This is a genomic window from Streptomyces boluensis, assembly GCF_009908195.1.
GTDB lineage: Bacteria > Actinomycetota > Actinomycetes > Streptomycetales > Streptomycetaceae > Streptomyces > Streptomyces boluensis.
On sequence record NZ_JAAAHS010000118.1, the window covers coordinates 1 to 19,214 of the forward strand.

The following is a 19,214-nucleotide window of genomic DNA, read 5'->3' on the forward strand; positions in this document are numbered from 1 at the left end:
CCCGGGCCCCCAGCGGCGTCAGGGGCGCCGTCCGGCGTGGGCGCAGGCGCGTGGTGGCCGTGCGCAGCGCCTCGTACGGACCGCCGGGGAAGCGGCCCACGAGCACCGCGAGGACGCCGATCAGCGCGGCCGCGACGCCACCACGCGCGCCCGCGTCGAGGCCGACCAGGAGCGCCGCGGCGAGCAGCGCGCCGAGCAGCGAGTCCGCACCGAGCACCACCACGGCCGCGAACCACAGCAGCCCGCGCACCGGGTCGAACGCGGCCGGGTCGAAGGCGCGCACGCCCAGGCCGAGCATGCCGCCGCCGAGCGCGGCCAGGGCGGCGCCCACCACGAAGGCGCCGACCTTCAGGCGAGGGACGGGCACCCCGGAGGCGGCGGCGCCGCCCTCGTGGTCGCGCAGCGCGGCGAGCGCCCGGCCGGTGCGGCCACGGCGCAGCGCGGCCACGGCGAGCAACGCGGCGCAGAGCAGGGCGAGTTCGAGCACGTAGTAGGCGCGGTCGTCGCCGAGTCCCGCGGGGCGGTCGAGGTCGAGCCCCGCCGTCGCGTACGGCTGCGCGAACACGAAGCGGCTCACGCCCACCCCGACCGCGAACGTGGCCAGGGCGAGCGCGAGTCCGCGCCGACGGCACGCGGGCCAGCCGGTGAGCAGGCCGAGCGGCGCGACGAGCAGCACCGCGACGCCGAGCGCGAGCAGCGTGGGCAGCGCGGGCAGTCCGGGGAACCGCCCGGCCGCGAGCAGCGCCGTGAACAGGGCGCCGAGGCCCGCGTACGCCGCCTGCCCGAGGGAGATCTGACCGCCCCTGCCGGTGACCACGACCAGCGAGAGCAGGACCACGCCGAGGGCCGGGACCTGTACGGCCGTGTGCAGGTCGGAGCCCGCGAAGCCGAGCGGCAGCAGGAAGAGCACAGCGGCCGCGACCCAGGCTCCGTGCGGGGTGCGCACGCGCGCGGTGGCGGTGCGCGGCAGCACATCGGGACCCGCGCCCCGGCCGGGTCCCGGCAGCAGCAGCGCGGCGACGAGCAGCGTCACCACGAACAGGTTCGCGCCGACCGCCTGGAGCAGCGGCTCACCCCAGCCTGCCGGGTGCAGCCGGGTCAACTGGCTCTGCGCGACACCGATGCCGAGCGCGACGGCCACCGCGAGGGGCAGGCTGCGCAGCCGGGCGGCGACCGCGACGGCGACCACCTCCATGACGAGCAGCGGGAGTCCGTACGGGTCGAGGCGTACGTACGGTGCGAGCAGGACGCCGGTCAGGCCTGCCGTGAACGAGCCGAAGGCCCAGCCGGCCGCCGCGACCCGGTCCGCGTCGATGCCGCCGAGCACGGCCAGGGCGCGGTTGTCGACGACCGCGCGCAGCTCGCCGCCGAAACGGGTCCAGCGGGTCACCGCCCACACGCAGACGGCCAGGAGCAGCGCCGCCCCGAGCGGCGCCCAGGGGGCGCGGCCGAACAGCTCGGGGGCGTCGGCGCGCGCCCCCGGCCCCCAGACGAGCGCCGCGCCGCCGACGAGCAGGACGAACACCCCGATGGACGCCACCAGGGTCTGGGCGGGGGCGCCGCCGAGGACGGCGAGGGGCCGGAACACGGCGCGTTCCAGGGCGAGTCCGATGCCCGGCGCCACCACGCACAGGGTGACAAGGGCGGCGAGCCACAGCGGCCAGTGCCACTCGACGGTGAGGTGGCGCAGCAGGTAGGCGCAGACCATGGCGACCGCGCCGTGCGCGAGGTTGAGCACGCCGGTGGCCCGGTAGGTGACGATCAGGCCGATGCCGGTGAGCGCGGCCGCGCTGCCGACGGCGAGACCGGCGAGCGTGAGGTCGTACGTCAGGGAGGACACGTCAGGACTCCGGCGCTGCCTCGTCCGGGGAGCTGTCGTCCGGGGCGCGGTCGGGCGGTGTGCGGTCGTCAGGGGCGTCGTCGGGCGGGCCGGGTTCGCAGACCGGGCAGGGGGTGAGGCCGCCACCGTCCGGGTCCGCGGGTACGGCGGCGGGCTTGCCCACGACCAGCGGGCAGTCGGCCCGGTGGTAGAGCGTGCCGCCCGGCACCTGGAGCAGGTCGGCGCTGCTCGCGACGGGGGCGTGGACTCCCGCGTCGGCCTCGGGGGCGCCGGGGTCGGCCGCCACCAGGAGTGCGTAAAGCTGCTCCACGCGCGCGGTGGCCAGCGCGTGCCGGCCGCCGACGAGGAGCACGGCACCGGCCACGAGCAGGGCGGCGCCGGGCAGGGTGCAGGACGCGAGGTAGGGCACCTGCCGTGCGGTGAAGCGCTCGCCGGAGATCCCGTACCAGCCGAGTACGCAGAGCGCGGCGCCGAGGGCGAGGGCGGCCGACGCGGCCCAGAGCAGCGGGTGGAGCGTGCGCGGGCGGGCGGTACGCATCGAGGCTCCCGGGGAGAGGAAGGCGGTCTCCGTACGCATCTGTACATGTCAGGCCATATCAGGAGAACGCTTGCACTATGCCTCCTGGGAGCCGACCCTGAAAGCACCGGCCAGTCCTGGCCCGGACGATTGACCCGGCGGTGAGCCAGATGGTGCTCGGGAGCAGCAGGCGCAGGCAGGGCGGGGCACGGATCGCGGCCTGGGCTGCGGCCGCCGTCCTGATGGCGGGGGCGGCCGTCACGGGCTGCGGGGACGACAACGGCTCGGGGAGCTCCATGACGTCGCCGAGCCCCTCCGTGCAGCGCACCGACAGGCCCGCCGACCCCGCCGCGGCGAAGCACGAGGTCACGGAGAACTGGGAGAGGTTCTTCGACCCGAAGGTCTCCCTCGACGACAAGGAAGCCCTCCTGGAGAACGGCTCCGAGATGCGCGAGGTGCTGAACTCCTTCAGCCACGACGAGCGCGGCAACCAGGTCACGGCGAACGTCTCGGCGGTGAAGTTCACTTCGGCGACGGAGGCGGACGTGCGGTACACGCTGGCCCTGAACGGGAACCCGGCGCTGCGGGACGCCGCAGGAGTCTCGGTCGAGCAGGACGGCACCTGGAAGGTGTCGGTCAGGACGCTCTGCGCGCTGGTGCAGTTGAGCAGCGGCGATGCGAACCCGGTTCCGGGCTGCTGAGCTGCTGGCCGCCGCCCTGATCGTGCTCCTCGGCACGGCCTGCGGCAGCCGCCTGCCGGAGAGCGACTTCACCGGCCCGTCCGACGGCCCCACGCGCGCGGGCGCGGGACCCCTGCGCGTCGGCATCGTCACCAGCGCGACCAGCCCGGTCGGCGCCGACGCCTTCACCGGACCGAGGGACGGCGCGCAGGCCTACTTCGAGCGCCTCAACGCGCGTGGCGGCGTCGACGGCCGCACGGTCGAGGTGCACACCTGCGACGACGGCGGCAGCGGTGTCGGCAACAACGCGTGCGTGCACGAGCTCGTCGACGAGCACAAGGTGGTCGCCCTGGTCGCCACCTCGGTCCTCGACTACGCGGGTGCCTCGCGGGTGTCCGCCGCCGGGGTGCCCGATATCGGCGGCCAGCCGGTCGGGCCCGCGTACGACACGTATCCGCATCTGTACTCGATCTACGGCAGCCTCGCCCCGCGCGTGGGCGGTGCGCCCGGCTGGGGCGGGCGGAGTTACGGCGGGACCGAGGTGTACCGCTACTTCAAGCGGGAGCACGGGGCGCGGACCGCCGCCGTCGTCTCCTACAACCAGTCGGCGTCCGCCGGGTACGCGCGGCTCGTCACCCGGGGGCTGCGGGCCGAGGGGTACCAAGTGGTCACCGAGCAGGTCGACTTCGCCCTGCCCAACTTCCGCGCGGTGGCCGCCGACCTCAAGGAGCGGGGCGTCGACCTCGTCCTCGACGCGATGGACACGAACGGCAACGCGCGCCTGTGCCGGGCCATGGACGAGGTCGGCGCCCGCGTCACGGCCAAGGTCACCAACGCGCAGAACTGGACGTCCACGGTCGCCGAGGACTACAAGGACGCGCCGCACTGCCGCAACTCCCTGTGGGTGACCGGTTCGAGCCGCAACTACGAGGACACGGACCACGCGGCCGTACGGGAGTTCCGGGACGCGATGAAGGGCCGGAAACCGTCGCAGTGGGCGCTCGAAGGGTGGGCGGCCGCCCAGTGGTTCACGGACGCCGCCAGGTCCTGCGAACGACGGCCGACCGGCACCACGCGCGCGTGCGTGGACGCGTTCATGGAGCGCGGCGGCCCGTACAGCGCACACGGGCTGCTCGTCCCGGTCGTCTTCGAGCACCGCGCGCAGCCGCCGCAGACCCGCAGGACCTGTCTGTCCGTGGCCCGTTGGCGCGACGGGAAGGGCTGGGTCACGCAGGGCGACATGAACCGCAACTGCTTCGTCGTACCGCAACTGGCGTACGAGCCCTGAGCCGTGCGGGCGCCGGAAGCCGCCCCTCCGCCGGGCCTCGAGGACCACCCCCACTGCCCCTGATGCGGGGAAGCGTCCGAGGGTTCCCGAAATCACCTACCAATAGGGCAACTGTTCTGGAACAAGATGATGATGGCGCCCAACCATCCGCACCTGGTTCCGCTCTAACCCTGCGGAAGGCGGACGAGACCGGACTGTCCGCGGGGAAGCGTGGGATACGGGGACGCATGCATATCTCTTTCCTGATACATAACGCGTACGGAATCGGGGGGACGATCCGGACGACGTACAACCTCGCCAACACCCTGGCCGAGCAGCACGATGTGGAGGTCGTGTCGGTCAACCGGCACCGCGACGACCCGGTGTTCGAGGTCGATCCGCGGGTGCGGGTGCGCCACCTCGTCGACATCCGCAAGGGCACCGCGGGGTACGAGGGCGACAGCCCCGAGTACCACCGCCCGGCGCGGGTCTTCCCGCGCGCCGAGGGCCGTTTCGACCAGTACAACGCGCTGACCGACCGTCGCATCGCCGACCACCTCGCGACCGTCGAAGCCGATGTCCTCGTGGGCACAAGGCCCGGCCTGAACGTGCACATCGCCCGCCAGGCCCGCAGCGGCCCGCTCCGCGTGGGCCAGGAACACCTCACCCTCGACAGCCACTCCAAGGCCCTGCGCGCCCAACTGCGCGGCGTCTACCCCCGCCTCGACGCGCTGACCACGACGACCGAGGCCGACGCCGGGGCCTACCGCGGCAAGATGCGGCTGCCCGGAGTGCGCGTCCACTCGATGGGCAACCCGGTGCCCGAGCCCGGCGTCGCCCCCGCCGACGGCACCGGCAAGTGGGTCGTCGCGGCCGGCCGGCTCGCCCCGGTCAAGCGGTACGACCTGCTGATCCGGGCCTTCGACCAGGTGCGCAGACAGCGGCCCGACTGGCGGCTGCGGATCTACGGCGGCGGTCGGCAGAAGGACGCGCTGCGCACCCTGATCGACGAACTCGGCCTCTACAACCACGTGTTCCTCATGGGCCCCGCCCACCCCATCGAGCCCGAGTGGGCCAAGGGCTCCATCGCCGCCGTCACCTCCAGCCTGGAGTCGTTCGGCATGACCATCGTCGAGGCCATGCGCTGCGGACTGCCCGTGGTCTCCACGGACTGCCCGCACGGCCCCGGCGAGATCATCAACAACGGTGTCGACGGCCGACTTGTCCCGGTGGGCGACGTGAACGCCATCGCCGGTGGCCTCCTGGAACTGATCAACGACGACGAGCTGCGCGGCCGGATGGCCTCCGCCGCACTGCACGACTCACAGCGCTTCGACCCCGCCCGCATCGCCGAGCGGTACGAATCGCTGTTCACCGAACTGACCGGACGCACCGGTTCCGGCGGCCGCATCGGCCGGCTCCGCGGCTCGGTGCACCGCTCCCGCGGCGCGCTGCTCGGCGGCGCGTACGCGGTCAGGGCCGCGGGGCGCGCCGCCCTGAGAAAGGGGAGGACCGCATGACCGTAATGCTGCCGCCGCTCGTACCGGACGAGGTGGAAGCGGACGAGCTCGCCCCGCGCGCCGACTGCGTCGCCGACTCCGCGGGCGGACTCACCTTCGACCTCGCCGACCTGGGCCTGCCCGGCGCCGCGTACCTGCTGCTCCGGCTGCGCGACCGGCAACCCCACGGCGCCCCGGCGCGGGAGACCCGGCTGCCGCTCACCCCGGCCGCCGACGGCCGGCTGCGCGCCGTGCTGCCCAGCAGCGTCCAGCTCGCCGAGGGCCGCTGGGACGTGTACGTGGACCACGGCGACGCCGCCCCGCGCCGTCTCTCGCCCGGCGTGAACGACCTGCGCTCGCTCGTCGACCGGATGCCGAGCGGCACCCGCCCGCACACCGCGGTGCGCATCCCGTACGCCACCAAGCACGGCAACCTCACGGTGCGCGCCTGGCACCGCGCCCCGCACGCCGAGGCCGGTGAACTGCTCATCTCCGGCGCCGAGTTGACGGTGCGCGGCCGCCTCTTCGGCGTGCCGTTCAGCCCGCGCGCCCACGCCGAGCTGCGCGAACGCACCGGAACCGCGGCCCCGCGCCGCGTCGAAGTCACCGTGACGGGCGCCGACTTCGGCCTCACCGTGGCGTACGCGGCGCTGACCGGCGGGCCCGGCACCTGGGACCTGTGGCTGCTGCCCCAGGGCACGGGCGGCCCGGCGGCCCGGGTGGCCCGGCTCCTCGACGACGTGGCCGACAAGAAGCCGATCTTCACGTACCCGGAGGTCCGCACCGGCACCGTGGCCGTCGGCCCGTACTACACCCGCGACAACGACCTCGCGCTGCGGGTGACGCCGACGGTCTGAGCCGCCCCAACAGAGGTACGCACAGGGGTACTTGCGGACAGCAGCTGTCCGCGAAGTCCGGCAGACTCGTCGCATGATGGAGACCTCGGCACGGCTGCTGCGCCTGCTCTCCCTGCTCCAGGCGCACCGCGACTGGTCCGGCGCGGACCTCGCCGACCGGCTCGACGTCACCGCGCGCACCGTCCGCCGCGACGTCGGCCGGCTGCGCGCGCTCGGCTACCCGGTGCACGCGTCGCCGGGCACCGGAGGCGGCTACCGCCTCGGCGTGGGCGCCGAGATGCCGCCGCTGCTGCTCGACGACGACGAGGCCGTGGCCGTCGCGGTCGGCCTGCGCACCGCCGCGAGCCAGGGCATCGAGGGCATCGGAGAGTCCTCGGTACGCGCCCTGGCCAAGCTGGAGCAGGTGCTGCCGAACCGGCTGCGGCGCCGGGTGGGGGCCCTCAACGCGGTCACCGTGCCGATGCTGCGCGGACCGCAGACATCCACCGTCGACCCCGAAGTCCTCACCGAACTGGCCCACTTGTGCCGGGACGGCGAGCGGCTGCGCTGCGAGTACCGCGACCACGAGGGCAACGTCACCCGCCGCACCGTCGAGCCGCACCGCCTGGTCTGCACCGAACACCGCTGGTACCTGGTCGCCTGGGACCTGGACCGGGACGACTGGCGCACCTTCCGCGTCGACCGCGTCACGCCCCGGCCCCCGCACGGCCCGCGCTTCGCCCCGCGCACTCCGCCCGCGCACGACCTCGCGGTCTACGTGTCCGAGGGCGTCTCCCGCCGCACATACGCCGAACAGGCCCTGGTCCGGCTCCTCGTACCGCTGCCGGAGGCCGCCGCCCGCATCTCGCCCTCGACCGGAACCCTGGAGGCGGAGAGCGCGACCAGCTGTCTGCTGCGCACCGGCGCCGGCAGCCTCGACGTCATGGTGGTCCATGTGCTGCTCCTGGGCCTCGACTTCGAGGTCCTTCAGCCCGCGGAGCTCACCGAGTACCTCAGCTCGGCCCGGGATCGCCTGTCACGCGCGCTGCAGCGTCCCGGCCCTGCGCACGGTCCGGGTCGAGCGCCGCGTACTCCGGATGGTGCAGGTCGAACGCCGGGGACTCGGAGCGGATCCGGGGGAGCTGGTTGAAGTTGTGCCGCGGCGGCGGGCAGGACGTGGCCCACTCCAGGGAGCGGCCGAACCCCCAGGGGTCGTCCACCTCGACCTTCGCGCCGTACTTGGCGGTCCACCAGACGTTGTAGAGGAACGGCAGCGTGGAGATGCCGAGCAGGAACGCCCCGATGGTCGAGACCGTGTTGAGCACCGTGAAGCCGTCGGCGGCGAGATAGTCCGCGTACCGCCGCGGCATGCCCTCCGCGCCCAGCCAGTGCTGCACGAGGAACGTGGTGTGGAAGCCGACGAAGAGGGTCCAGAACTGGATCTTGCCGAGCCGTTCGTCGAGCATCTTGCCGGTGAACTTGGGCCACCAGAAGTAGAACCCGGCGAACGTCGCGAAGACGACGGTGCCGAACACCACGTAGTGGAAGTGCGCCACCACGAAGTACGAGTCGGTCACATGGAAGTCGAGCGGCGGCGACGCGAGGATCACCCCGGTCAGGCCGCCGAACAGGAACGACACCAGGAAGCCGACCGACCACAGCATCGGTGTCTCGAAGCTCAGCGAGCCCTTGAGCATCGTGCCGGTCCAGTTGAAGAACTTCACGCCCGTCGGCACGGCGATCAGGAACGACATGAACGAGAAGAACGGGAGCAGCACCGCGCCGGTCGCGAACATGTGGTGCGCCCACACGACCACCGACAGACCGGTGATGGCCATGGTGGCGCCGACCAGCGGCACGTACCCGAAGATCGGCTTGCGGCTGAACACCGGGATGATCTCCGTGATGATGCCGAAGAACGGCAGCGCGATGATGTAGACCTCCGGATGCCCGAAGAACCAGAACATGTGCTGCCAGAGCAGCGCCCCGCCGAACTCCGCGTCGAAGACCACCGAGTGGAACCGCCGGTCCGCCTCCAGGACGAGCAGCGCGGCCGCGAGGACCGGGAACGCCATCAGCACCAGGATGGACGTGAACAGCACGTTCCACGTGAAGATCGGCATCCGGAACATCGTCATGCCGGGCGCCCGCATCCCGATGATCGTGGTCAGGAAGTTCACCGAGCCGAGGATCGTGCCGAACCCGGCGAGCGCGAGCCCCATGATCCACATGTCGGCGCCGATGCCGGGCGACCGCTCCAGGCTGTTCAGCGGCGCGTACGCGAACCAGCCGAAGTTGGCGGGCCCCGTCGGCACGAGCAGCGAGCCGACCACGATGAGCCCGCCGAAGAGGTACAGCCAGTACGAGAGCATGTTGAGGCGCGGGAACGCCACGTCGGGGGAGCCGATCTGTAACGGCATCAGCTCGTTGGCGAAGCCCGCGAACGCCGGCGTCGCGAACAGCAGCAGCATGATCGTGCCGTGCAGCGTGAACGCCTGGTTGAACTGGTTGTTGTCCATCAACTGCAGACCGGGCCTGGCCAGTTCGGCCCGCATCATCAGGGCCAGGAACCCGCCGACGAGGAAGAAGCCGAACGACGTGATCAGGTAGAGATGGCCGATCTTCTTGTGGTCGGTCGTCGTCAGCCAGTCCACGAGCACCCGTCCGGGCCGGGGCTTGCGTTCCGGCCGCGTGGCCGCCGGCGCGGTGTCCGTTCCCATTGCTGCCCCTTCGCGGATCACGGGCTCAGGCATCGAGACTCACGCCATGATGCGCGCGCCGCGGCCGACTCCAACAGGGGTGGTACGCGCCCGAGTTTCCCGCTCGGCGTGGATTGTACGGTCTCAGGGGCGGCCGTCCTGGAATTCGCGGACGGCACGTCAATAATCTTCCTGGGCCCCGGAATCAAATGCAGGAATAATTGGATCTTCGGTTCCGGCAGGGGTGAATTCAGGGCCCGGCACAGGCAATTGCAGGGTGCACCGGAATGATAAGAAACCGCTCGTTCGTGTGAGCCAAGAATCGGCAAACAGATGTGGCGGACCTGTGACACAAGCGTGACCTCGTAGGTGTGGGTGACCCTGGGTATCCGCCTCCCACGGATTTCGGCGGGCCTTTCCCTGTGTGGTGAGCGCGGCCTACGGTGGCCGTATGGCACCCATACCGACACCCCCCGCAGACCCGCAGGACGCCCCCGACGCGTATGTCGGACTCGACGTCGCGGGCGCTGAGCGCCTGGCCCGTGAGCGCGGCTGGTCCACCGTCAGGTCGCTGCCGCCCGGCGCGATGGTGACGATGGAGTTCCGCTCCGGGCGGCTCAACTTCGAGGTCAGCGACGGCACCGTACAGCGCTGCTGGAAGGGCTGAGCGCGAGCGTCCGCGGCGCACGGCGAAGGCCCCGGCTCCCTCGAGGGGGAGGCCGGGGCCTTCGCGTGCGGGGTTCAGCTGTGCGTACCGCCCCGCGGCTCTCGGGTCAGCCGCCGGTCACCGGGCTGGCCGGGGTGGAGTGGCTGACGCGGGTGGAGCTGTCCGCGTGGGCGGGCCGGCGGCTGCCGGCCGGGGTGACCGGGGCACGCTCCGCGCGCACCAGGTGGCCGCGCTGGGTGAAGTGCCCGGTCGTACGGCTCGTGCGCGCGGCGCCCACCGGCTCGCGTGCCGGAGTGCCGTCGTCGGCGGCCGGTCCGGGCTGCGGGAACAGCGGGGGTGCCGGAGCGGGGGCCGCCGAGGTGTCGCGGAAGCGCCTGAGCAGCCGGTCCCGCTCGGCCAGGACCCTGGCCTCTATCCGCGTGACCAGCGGCTCGAACCAGGGCAGCGCCAGCAGGATCAGCAGGCCCGCGGCCCAGCCGAGCAGCACGTCGCTGAGCCAGTGCGTGCCCAGGTAGACCGTGCTCAGGCCGACGCCGAGCGAGACCACCGCGGAGAGCGCCGACAGATAGCGGCGGGTCCGCGCGCTGGAGGCGAGGTAGGCGAGGATGCCCCAGGTCACGACGGCGTTGGCGGTGTGGCCCGAAGGGAATATGTCGCCGGTCCGCCACATCTCGTTGGAGCCGATGACCGTGGCGTAGTGCGGGCCGAGGCGGCCCATGCTCAGCTTGGCCGCGCCCACCGTGAGGTTGAGCAGCAGCAGCGAGGTGCCCAGCATCAGGAGCGGCCGGAGCGTGTGCTGCCGCCAGGAGCGCCAGCCCAGCCAGGCCGCGACCATCACGGCGGTGGGGCCGCGCTGGCCGAGCACCACGTAGTAGTCGATGAAGGCGTGCACCTCGGGCCACTGCTGATAGGGCCGGAAGAACATCAACTGCCAGTCGAGCCGGACCAGCCATGACGTGTTGATCACGGCCACGACGATGAGCAGGTAGAAGACCAGCGTCGAGCCGAACAGCACGATCCGGTGCGGGCTCATACTCGGCACTTCGAGGCCCGCCGGCCGTTCGGGTTCCCGGTCTAGCCGGGCAAAGAGCCGGTCCAGACGGGTCAGGTTTCGTTCGGTACGCACTCAATCGACGCTACAGCGAGTGAGCGGGGTGCTAGGCCGAACCAGTGGGTTTGTGATGACGATGTGATGTGGGATTGATCTCAGGGCGGCCTTTATTCCAGAGCATTCGGCAAAAACCGATGACCTTGGATCCCAATTTATTTGATCTTTAGTTACGGCGATTTGGATGCCGGTTGAATTAGTTCACCCGTGACTCCGGCGGAGTTTCCGCCGCCACGGCGGACGCGCCGGCATCCTGAACGGCCGGATCACGGCGGCCCCGAGCCGTTCAGCCAGAACGCCCCGTACACCGCCGAGCCGGCCGCCGCCACCGCGAGCAGCACCGCCACCCGCGAGGTGCGCCACCGCGCCAGGCCCACCGCGAGCGGCAGCAGCAGCGGGAAGGCGGGCAGCAGCAGCCGCGGCTTGGAGCCGAAGTACCCCGAGGCGCAGAGTGCGAGCGCGACGACGATCCCGCAGTACACGAGCAGCGCGGGCGGCTGACCCCGGCGCACGCCCAGGACGTACAGCCAGATCACCAGGCACACGCCGACGATCAGGCCGAGCCCGCCAAGCACGGACGGGAACGAGGTCAGCATCGCCCCGACGAACCGCGCGAAGGCCCAGCCCCCGTCGAAGCCGTTGCCCCACTGCGCCTGCACGTCCAGGTAGCCGAAGAGGCCCTCGCCGGTCCGGTGGCCGACCCACAGCACGTAGCCCGCGGCCCCGAGCGGTGCGAGCACGACGCCGAGCACGAGGCGCCAGGACGCCCGCCGCTCGCGCAGAACCGTCAGCGCCGCCGTCACCCACAGCGCCGCCACCACCGCCGCGCCCACCGGCCGGGTCAGGCCCGCGAGCGCGGCGAGCAGCCCGGCGAGCACCCAGCGCTCGCGCAGCACCGCGTAGAGCGACCAGGCCGCGAGCGCCGTGAACAGCGACTCGCTGTACGCCATCGACTGCACGATCCCGACCGGCAGCACCGCCCACAGCGCCACCGCGCAGACCCCGGCCCGCTGCCCGTACAGCCGCTCGGCGATCAGGAAGATCCCCAGGGCCGCGGCGAGCGAGGCGAGCCAGGCGGCCACGAGCCCCGCGTCCGCGTACGACAGCGGGCTGACCGCGGCGCCGAGCCGCTCCAGCCACGGGAGCAGCGGGAAGAACGCCAGGTTGGAGTGGACGGAGCCGTCCGGGAGCCGGGTCTCCCAGCCGTAGCCGAAGTCGGCGACGCGGGTGTACCAGAGCGAGTCCCAGCGCGCGGTCAGGAGCTGGTGCGCGCTCTTGCCGTTCGCCGCCGACCACACCGCGAGCACCACGAGCCCGAGCGCACGCACCCCGGCGTACACGAGCAGCGCGGGCGCGGCCCGGCGCAGCGCGCTCCGGGCCCGGCCGCGGAAGTCGGCGGGAACAAGTCGATCAAGATCGGTCACGGGCTCGATTATGGGCGGAGCGGGGAACCGTGTACCCCCCGGCGGTCGTAGATAGGAGGGGAGACGCCCTGGCGGGACGGGGGAGAGGGACGGCCGGGCGTGGCGTACGCCACACCCTGGTCGTTGGACGGGTGAGAGGTGGGACACCCTCGGCGGCGGTGAACTCGCGTACGCTGACGGCTCACTTCGTACGCGCAGTCGGGCGCCTTGCCGCCGGCCGAGCCGCCGCACCGCCGACCGCCCGAGTACGAGGATCACTGGGAGGTACTAGATGTCCGGGACGACTACGGCTGCTCCGAAGCGGCCCTCGGTATCCCGGCTCCTGGACCGCATGGGCATCGGACGCCCCGAAGGCGCCAACCGCTGGGTCGTCCTCATAGTCCTGTGCGTCAGCCTCGCGATCGTCGCCATCGACTCGACCGTGCTGCACGTCGCCGTGCCGGCCGTCACCGAGGACCTCAAGCCCGGCGGCATCCAGCTCCTGTGGATCGTCGACTCGTACCCACTGGTCTGCGCCTCGCTCCTGATCCTCTTCGGCACCCTCGGCGACCGCGTCGGCCGCCGCAAGGTGCTGCTGCTCGGGTACGGCCTCTTCGGCTTCGCCTCCGCCATGGCGGCGCTCGCCCACGAACCGAAGACCCTGATCGCCGCGCGGGTCCTGCTCGGCGTCGGCGGCGCGATGATCATGCCCGCGACGCTCTCCATCGTCCGGCAGGTCTTCCCCGACCGCCGCGAACGGGCCCTCGCCATCGGCATCTGGAGCGCGGTGGCCGCCGTCGGCGCCGCCGCGGGACCGCTGCTCGGCGGCTTCCTGCTCGAACACTTCTGGTGGGGCTCGGTCTTCCTCATCAACATCCCGCTGATGTTCGCCAGCCTCCTGGTGGGCCGCTGGCTGCTGCCCGAGTCCACCGGCGACCGCGACGGCCCGTGGGACGTGGTGGGTGCGCTGATGGCCGCGGGCGGACTCTTCGGCGTCGTGCTCGGCATCAAGCGCGCGGGCGGCGGCGAGGGTGTGCTCAGCCTGCTGACGGTCGTGCCGCTGCTGCTCGGCGTGCTGCTCCTGGTGGGCTTCGTACGCCGCCAGCGCCGCCGCAAGCACCCGCTGGTCGACCTCAGCCTGTTCTCCCGTCCGGCCTTCGGTACGTCGGTCGGCTGCATCATCATCGCGATGCTGGCCCTGGTCGGCCTCATGCTGATCGCCGCGCAGTACCTCCAGCTGGTGCTCGGGCTCTCGCCCCTGGAGACCGGTCTGCGGATGGTGCCGCTGACCCTCGCCGCGATGGCGGGCGGGCTCACCGGCTCCTCGATCCTGCCCCGCCTCGGCCCGCGCCTGATGGTCTCGCTCGGCTTCGGCCTGACCGCGGTGGCCGTCCTCACGCTCACCTTCATGGGCCACAAGGACAACCTCGCGCTGCTTCTGACCGGCTTCGTGCTGCTCGGATTCGGCCTGCAGACCACGCTGTTCGGGGCGTACGAATCGATGCTCAGCGAGGTCACCCAGGGCCAGGCGGGAGGTGCCGCGGCCATCGGCGAGACCTCGTACCAGCTGGGCAGCGGCATCGGCATAGCCTTCATCGGCAGCGTCATGAACGCCGCCTACGGACCCGGCCTCCAGTCGGTCCCCGGGGTCCCGGCCGACGCGGCCGCCGCCGCCCGGCACTCCCTCGGCGAGGCCTACGAGGTCGCGCACGGCCTGGACGCCGCCGCCGGGGAAGCCCTGCGCAGCGCCGCCCGTGACTCCTTCGTGCACGGACTGCACGTCACCCTGTTCGCCAGCGCCGGTCTGCTGCTGCTCGGCTCGCTCGCCGCGCTCAAGCTGCCCCGCTCCATGGACCTCGCGGTCTCCCCGGTCGACGAGAGCGCCGAAGACACGGCCACCGCTGTGGCCGTCGCGCCCGAGGGCGGCAAGAAGTCCGCGCCGGCCCCGCGCGAGCGAGGCGCCGTCGCCGCCGAATCCTCCGCCTGACCCGCGCCGGGGCACCCTGGACGTACGGGACGCCGCGTCGTACCGTCGCAGCACGCCGTAACTACCACTGCTAGTTTTGCGTGTCCGGAGGCCCAGCCATGTCGTCCCGCTCAGCCCTGCCGCCGTTCGACCCCGCCGACCCGCTCGGCCTCGACGATCTGCTCGCCCCCGAGGACCTCGCCATCCGAGACACCGTGCGGACCTGGGCGGGCGACCGGGTGCTGCCGCACATCGCGGACTGGTACGAGCGCGGCGAACTGCCCGGCGTACGCGAACTGGCTCGGGAACTCGGCGACTTGGGTGCCCTCGGCATGTCCCTCACCGGCTACGGCTGCGCGGGCGCCAGCGCCGTCCAGTACGGCCTCGCCTGTCTGGAGCTGGAGGCCGCCGACTCGGGGATCCGCTCCCTGGTCTCGGTGCAGGGCTCGCTCGCGATGTACGCGATCTGGCGGTTCGGCTCCGAGGAGCAGAAGCAGCGGTGGCTGCCGGGGATGGCGGCGGGCGAGATCATCGGCTGCTTCGGCCTGACCGAGCCCGACCACGGCTCCGACCCGGCCGCGATGCGCACCCACGCGAAGCGGGACGGCACCGACTGGGTTCTGACCGGCCGCAAGATGTGGATCACCAACGGCTCGGTGGCCGGGGTCGCGGTGGTCTGGGCGCAGACCGATGAGGACGGTGGCGGGATCAGGGGCTTCGTCGTCCCCACCGACACCCCGGGCTTCGCCGCCCCCGAGATCAAGCACAAGTGGTCCCTGCGCGCCTCGGTCACCAGCGAACTCGTCCTCGACGAGGTCCGGCTGCCCGCCGACGCCGTACTGCCCGAAGTCACCGGCCTGCGCGGCCCGTTGAGCTGCCTGAGCCACGCGCGCTACGGCATCGTGTGGGGCGCGATGGGGGCCGCCCGCGCGTCCTTCGAGGCGGCGTTGGAGTACGCGAAGACGCGCGAGCAGTTCGGGCGGCCCATCGGCGGCTTCCAGCTCACCCAGGCCAAGCTCGCCGACATGGCGGTCGAACTGCACAAGGGCATCCTGCTCGCCCATCACCTCGGACGCCGGCTCGACGCCGGCCGACTGCGGCCCGAGCAGGTCAGCTTCGGCAAGCTCAACAACGTACGAGAGGCCATCGAGATCTGCCGTACGTCGCGCACGATCCTCGGGGCCAACGGGATCTCGCTCGAATACCCGGTGATGCGGCACGCGACGAATCTCGAATCGGTGCTCACCTACGAGGGCACCGTCGAGATGCACCAACTGGTGCTCGGCAAGGCGCTCACCGGGCTCGACGCGTTCCGGTAGACCGGGACGGGTCCAGGGGTTCGGTGAGCGGCCCTGCCGCTAACTCTGGTTGAAGAAGCCGTCCGCCGGCCGGGCAGCCGCTTCGCCGTTGACGATGCGGGTGTCGGCCGGGGAGAGCAGGAAGACCCTGGTGGCCACGCGCTCGATGGAGCCGCGCAGGCCGAAGGTGAGGCCGGCCGCGAAGTCCACCACGCGCTTGGCGTCGCCGGGGTCCATCGACGTGAGGTTCACGATGACCGGGACCCCGTCCCGGAACAGTTCACCGATGGCGCGCGCGTCCCGGAAGCTGTCCGGGGCGATGGTGCCGATCCGGCGGCCCTTCTCCTCGGCCTGCTCGGACGCCACCTGCACCCGCGGGTCGGTCACCCAGGCGTTGCCGGTCTCGGACCCCTCGGCCCTCTCGTCTTCGTACCCGTCGTAGTAACGCTCGTCATCGTTGTCGTCGACGAGGCCAAGCCAAGCACTCGCCTTGCGCACCGATCCCATGGACGCCTCCTCTCGCAGCGGTTCCTGCTGTCCGCCCCCCTATGGTCGTCCATGATGCGGATGTGGCGCCAAGTGGATAGTCGCCGCGCGGGGTTTTCGTGACGGTACTGGTGCACAACGCACCCCCTTTCTCCAAAGGCCTTACGGGGTACGGCTGCTGACAGTGAGTGAAATATGACTTGTCGAGGCGTATGGGTGACGACGGGCGTGTCGAGGTGCCCGAGTTGGCCGATACGATGCGGTCGCAACTGATCGGCTAAGCACGGGGGAGTCGACTTGTTCGGCATCGTCAGGCCCTGCAGTCACCGCCTCGGTGACGGGCTCAAGACGCAGTGGATGGCGCATCTGTGCGGGCTCTGCCTCGCACTGCGCAGTGATCATGGCCAGTTCGCGCGGGTCGTCACCAACTACGACGGGCTACTGGTCTCGGTTCTGACGGAGGCTCAGGTCGAGCGGGCCACCGACTGGCGGCGCAGCGCGGGGCCCTGTCCGCTGCGCGGCATGCGCGGCGCCTCGGTCGCCCAGGGCGAGGGCGCGCGGCTCGCCGCGGCCGTGTCCCTGGTCCTCGCCTCGGCGAAGGTGCGCGACCACGTGGCCGACCGGGACGGGATGCTGGCGCGGCGGCCGGTGGCGGCGGCCGCGCGGCGGGTGGCCCGCTCCTGGGACCTGGCCGGCGCGCGCACCGGCGCCGACCTCGGCTTCGACACCGCCGTACTCGTGGACGCGGTCGCGCGGCAGGGCGGCATCGAGGCGCTCGCCGGGCCCGGCACCGCGCTGCTCACCGTCACCGAGCCGACCGAGACGGCGACCGCGGCGGCCTTCGCGTACACCGCGCAGCTCGCCGGGCGGCCGGGCAACGCGGCGCCGCTCGCCGAGGCCGGGCGGCTTTTCGGGCGGCTCGCGCACCTCCTGGACGCGGTGGAGGACCGGGCCGAGGACGCGGCGCGCGGGGCGTGGAACCCGCTGACCGTGACCGGGACTTCGCTCACCGAGGCGCGCCGGTTCGCGGACGACGCGCTGCGCGGCATCCGACTCGCCCTGCGGGACGTGGAGTTCACCGACGCGCGGCTCGCGCACACCCTGCTCGTGCACGAGCTGCCGCGCTCCGTGGACCGCGCCTTCGGCACCGCCTCGTGCGCGCACCAGCAGCCGGGTCCGTACGCGCCGGGGCCCGGCGGTCCGTACGCGCCCGGTCCCGGTGGGCCCTTCGGGCCGCCGCCCGGTCCGCCGGAGCCGCCGCGCCGTGACCGGCGCGGGCTGCTCGCCGGGTGCCTGGTGTGGGCGGGGCTCGCCTGTACGTGCCAGATGTGCTGCGGCGCGTACGACGACCCGTGGAGCCGGGAGCGCAAGGAAGGGCTGTGCAACGACTGCTGCGACGCGTGTGAGTGCTGCAGCAACTGCGGTAACTGCTGCAGCTGTTGTGGCGGCGAGGGTGACGGCGGCGGCTGCGGCGACTGTGACTGCGGCTGCGACTGCGGCTGTTGAGAGACCGCCGCGCCGGGGCCCGCTCCCGTGCGCGGCGGGATCCGGGTCATCGCGGGGTCATCGCGGGGCATCCGGAAGGGCAACTTCCGGCCATGCGGGGGTGCCGGTTCCGGTCGGTCCGTACCGGGCATATCGGGTGGCTCCGTACGGAACTCCTCGCTGTGCCAATGGCCCGACCGGTGACGGGAGTTGTACGGGAACCCCGAGGCGCTTCCGTACGTCGGACTCATGACGAGGGACCCCGACGGCACCCGCGGAACACCGCGACGCATCCGCCGCCGGGGCGGACGTGTGTGTACCGCGGACGGCCGAAAGGCGCCCTTGTGCGCCCCCTGGCCGGATCGAATACTCCGAGCAGCGCTTGTCAGGGGCACGTCGTAGTCGGATCCGGACAGCGGATCCGCGGTGCTCCCGGCTGCGCCTCACGGGTCGGCTCTACCCGGGCGGACCCCCGATTCCCTCGGAGGAACGTGAAGTGAGGATCAAGCGCACCACCCCCCGCAGCAGCGTCGCGAGACGTGTGTCCCTGGTCGTAGCGGCCGGTTCGCTCGTGGCGGCGGGTGCCCTCGCCGCCCCCACCGCCATGGCGGATGAGGCCACCACCTACAGCACCGCCCAACTTGCCGAGGCGAGCGACGCGGTGCTCGCGGCGGATGTGGCGGGTACGGCCTGGAACGTCGACCCGAAGACGAAGCGGCTCGTGGTGACGGCGGACAGCACCGTCTCCCAGGCCGAGATCAACGAGATCAAGCGCGAAGCGGGTGCCAACGCGGGCGCCCTCAAGGTCGAGCGCACCCCCGGCAAGCTGAGCAAGCTGATCTCCGGCGGCGACGCGATCTACGCCTCCAGCTGGCGCTGCTCGCTCGGCTTCAACGTCCGTAATTCTGCGGGTACGTACTACTTCGTGACCGCGGGCCACTGCACCGACGGCGCGGGCACCTGGTACACCAACTCCGCTCGCACCACGACCATCGGTCCGACCTCGGGCTCCAGCTTCCCGACCAACGACTACGGCCTGGTGCGCTACTCCAACACCGGGCTCACGCACCCCGGCACCGTCGGCAGCCAGGACATCACCAGCGCCGCCGACGCCACGGTCGGCATGTCCGTGACGCGGCGCGGCTCCACCACCGGTACCCACGGCGGCTCCGTCACCGGGCTCAACGCCACGGTCAACTACGGGGGCGGCGACATCGTCTACGGCATGATCCGCACCAATGTGTGCGCCGAGCCCGGCGACTCAGGCGGCCCGCTCTACTCCGGCACCCGCGCGATCGGGCTCACCTCCGGCGGCAGCGGCAACTGCTCCTCCGGCGGTACGACGTTCTTCCAGCCCGTGAAGGAAGCGCTGAGCGCGTACGGGGTCAGCGTGTACTGATCCGCGTTCGTGCGGGATTCGCTCCCGCGTCCCGTCCCTTGAGCCCCCGCCCGAACTGTCGGGC

15 protein-coding genes and 1 pseudogene are annotated in these 19,214 nt (G+C 72.1%); 10 read left to right on the forward strand and 6 right to left on the reverse strand.

Features of this window, described 5'->3' with window-relative positions; translation table 11 throughout:
* Together GUY60_RS16915 and GUY60_RS16920 are read right to left on the reverse strand one after the other, a co-directional pair.
* Positions 1-1,840, reverse strand: a 1,840-nt coding sequence (locus tag GUY60_RS16915) for an ABC transporter permease subunit (RefSeq protein ID WP_446697001.1), incomplete at its 3' end; no start/stop codon positions are given.
* Position 1,841: 1 nt separating this feature from the next.
* Positions 1,842-2,378: a hypothetical protein gene (locus tag GUY60_RS16920; protein ID WP_246235124.1), complete on the reverse strand. Its 537-nt coding sequence runs from the start codon at positions 2,376-2,378 to the stop codon at positions 1,842-1,844.
* Between the two features lie 149 nt (positions 2,379-2,527).
* Here GUY60_RS16920 and GUY60_RS16925 point away from each other — a divergent pair, with 149 nt between their 5' ends.
* The 5 genes from GUY60_RS16925 to GUY60_RS16945 all read left to right on the forward strand — a co-directional run bounded on the left by GUY60_RS16925 (position 2,528) and on the right by GUY60_RS16945 (position 7,789).
* A complete protein-coding gene (locus GUY60_RS16925; protein WP_161698652.1) occupies positions 2,528-3,058 on the forward strand; it encodes an MTB12 C-terminal domain-containing protein in 531 nt (176 codons plus the stop codon).
* The gene (locus tag GUY60_RS16930) at positions 3,033-4,325 is read left to right on the forward strand and encodes an ABC transporter substrate-binding protein (RefSeq protein WP_161698633.1); all 1,293 of its coding nucleotides are present in this window, start codon (positions 3,033-3,035) and stop codon (positions 4,323-4,325) included. Before GUY60_RS16925 ends, GUY60_RS16930 begins: the two co-directional genes overlap by 26 nt.
* Positions 4,326-4,552: 227 nt before the next feature.
* Entirely contained in the window at positions 4,553-5,824 is a 1,272-nt protein-coding gene (locus GUY60_RS16935) for a glycosyltransferase family 4 protein (RefSeq protein ID WP_161698635.1), read from the forward strand.
* 5 nt (positions 5,825-5,829) lie between these two features.
* The gene (locus tag GUY60_RS16940) at positions 5,830-6,660 is read left to right on the forward strand and encodes a hypothetical protein (RefSeq protein ID WP_161698654.1); all 831 of its coding nucleotides are present in this window, start codon (positions 5,830-5,832) and stop codon (positions 6,658-6,660) included.
* 73 nt (positions 6,661-6,733) lie between these two features.
* Positions 6,734-7,789: a helix-turn-helix transcriptional regulator gene (locus tag GUY60_RS16945; protein WP_161698637.1), complete on the forward strand. Its 1,056-nt coding sequence runs from the start codon at positions 6,734-6,736 to the stop codon at positions 7,787-7,789.
* On the opposite strand, the pseudogene ctaD reads toward GUY60_RS16945, so the two are convergent.
* Positions 7,788-9,392 (reverse strand): annotated as a pseudogene (gene ctaD, locus GUY60_RS39035) (aa3-type cytochrome oxidase subunit I); the annotation flags it as partial. The gene GUY60_RS16945 and the pseudogene ctaD overlap by 2 nt on opposite strands.
* Before the next feature lie 397 nt (positions 9,393-9,789).
* On the opposite strand from ctaD, the gene GUY60_RS16955 reads away from it, so the two are divergent.
* Positions 9,790-10,005 (forward strand): I78 family peptidase inhibitor, encoded by a 216-nt coding sequence (locus tag GUY60_RS16955; protein ID WP_161698639.1) that lies wholly within the window; start codon positions 9,790-9,792, stop codon positions 10,003-10,005.
* A gap of 106 nt (positions 10,006-10,111) precedes the next feature.
* Here GUY60_RS16955 and GUY60_RS16960 read toward each other — a convergent pair whose 3' ends face one another.
* Both GUY60_RS16960 and GUY60_RS16965 read right to left on the reverse strand, forming a co-directional pair.
* On the reverse strand, positions 10,112-11,131 hold the full coding sequence (locus GUY60_RS16960; RefSeq protein ID WP_161698641.1) for a phosphatase PAP2 family protein: 1,020 nt from the start codon (positions 11,129-11,131) through the stop codon (positions 10,112-10,114).
* 248 nt (positions 11,132-11,379) lie between these two features.
* Complete coding sequence (locus GUY60_RS16965) at positions 11,380-12,537, reverse strand: glycosyltransferase family 39 protein (RefSeq protein WP_312866328.1); 1,158 nt, start codon at positions 12,535-12,537, stop codon at positions 11,380-11,382.
* A gap of 271 nt (positions 12,538-12,808) precedes the next feature.
* On the opposite strand from GUY60_RS16965, the gene GUY60_RS16970 reads away from it, so the two are divergent.
* Positions 12,809-14,503, forward strand: coding sequence for an MFS transporter (locus tag GUY60_RS16970; protein ID WP_161698643.1), 1,695 nt, complete (start codon positions 12,809-12,811; stop codon positions 14,501-14,503).
* 98 nt (positions 14,504-14,601) lie between these two features.
* Positions 14,602-15,801, forward strand: a complete 1,200-nt coding sequence (locus tag GUY60_RS16975) for an acyl-CoA dehydrogenase family protein (protein ID WP_161698645.1) — start codon at positions 14,602-14,604, stop codon at positions 15,799-15,801.
* Positions 15,802-15,840: 39 nt separating this feature from the next.
* On the opposite strand, the gene GUY60_RS16980 is transcribed toward GUY60_RS16975, so the two are convergent.
* Positions 15,841-16,287: a cell division protein SepF gene (locus GUY60_RS16980; protein ID WP_161698647.1), complete on the reverse strand. Its 447-nt coding sequence runs from the start codon at positions 16,285-16,287 to the stop codon at positions 15,841-15,843.
* A gap of 276 nt (positions 16,288-16,563) precedes the next feature.
* Here GUY60_RS16980 and GUY60_RS16985 point away from each other — a divergent pair, with 276 nt between their 5' ends.
* Together GUY60_RS16985 and GUY60_RS16990 are read left to right on the forward strand one after the other, a co-directional pair.
* Positions 16,564-17,772, forward strand: a complete 1,209-nt coding sequence (locus tag GUY60_RS16985; RefSeq protein WP_161698649.1) for a DUF5685 family protein — start codon at positions 16,564-16,566, stop codon at positions 17,770-17,772.
* A 475-nt stretch (positions 17,773-18,247) separates the two neighbouring features.
* A complete protein-coding gene (locus GUY60_RS16990; RefSeq protein WP_161698651.1) occupies positions 18,248-19,150 on the forward strand; it encodes a S1 family peptidase in 903 nt (300 codons plus the stop codon).
* Positions 19,151-19,214: the final 64 nt, after the last annotated feature.

What these genes read in the sequence shown, in the direction of transcription:
- GUY60_RS16920 (WP_246235124.1), bottom strand. Translation starts at nt 2,378, where the DNA reads ATGCGTACCGCCCGCCCGCGCACGCTCCACCCGCTGCTCTGGGCCGCG.
- GUY60_RS16925 (WP_161698652.1), top strand. Translation starts at nt 2,528, where the DNA reads ATGGTGCTCGGGAGCAGCAGGCGCAGGCAGGGCGGGGCACGGATCGCG.
- GUY60_RS16930 (WP_161698633.1), top strand. Translation starts at nt 3,033, where the DNA reads ATGCGAACCCGGTTCCGGGCTGCTGAGCTGCTGGCCGCCGCCCTGATC.
- GUY60_RS16935 (WP_161698635.1), top strand. Translation starts at nt 4,553, where the DNA reads ATGCATATCTCTTTCCTGATACATAACGCGTACGGAATCGGGGGGACG.
- GUY60_RS16940 (WP_161698654.1), top strand. Translation starts at nt 5,830, where the DNA reads ATGCTGCCGCCGCTCGTACCGGACGAGGTGGAAGCGGACGAGCTCGCC.
- GUY60_RS16945 (WP_161698637.1), top strand. Translation starts at nt 6,734, where the DNA reads ATGATGGAGACCTCGGCACGGCTGCTGCGCCTGCTCTCCCTGCTCCAG.
- GUY60_RS16955 (WP_161698639.1), top strand. Translation starts at nt 9,790, where the DNA reads ATGGCACCCATACCGACACCCCCCGCAGACCCGCAGGACGCCCCCGAC.
- GUY60_RS16970 (WP_161698643.1), top strand. Translation starts at nt 12,809, where the DNA reads ATGTCCGGGACGACTACGGCTGCTCCGAAGCGGCCCTCGGTATCCCGG.
- GUY60_RS16975 (WP_161698645.1), top strand. Translation starts at nt 14,602, where the DNA reads ATGTCGTCCCGCTCAGCCCTGCCGCCGTTCGACCCCGCCGACCCGCTC.
- GUY60_RS16980 (WP_161698647.1), bottom strand. Translation starts at nt 16,287, where the DNA reads ATGGGATCGGTGCGCAAGGCGAGTGCTTGGCTTGGCCTCGTCGACGAC.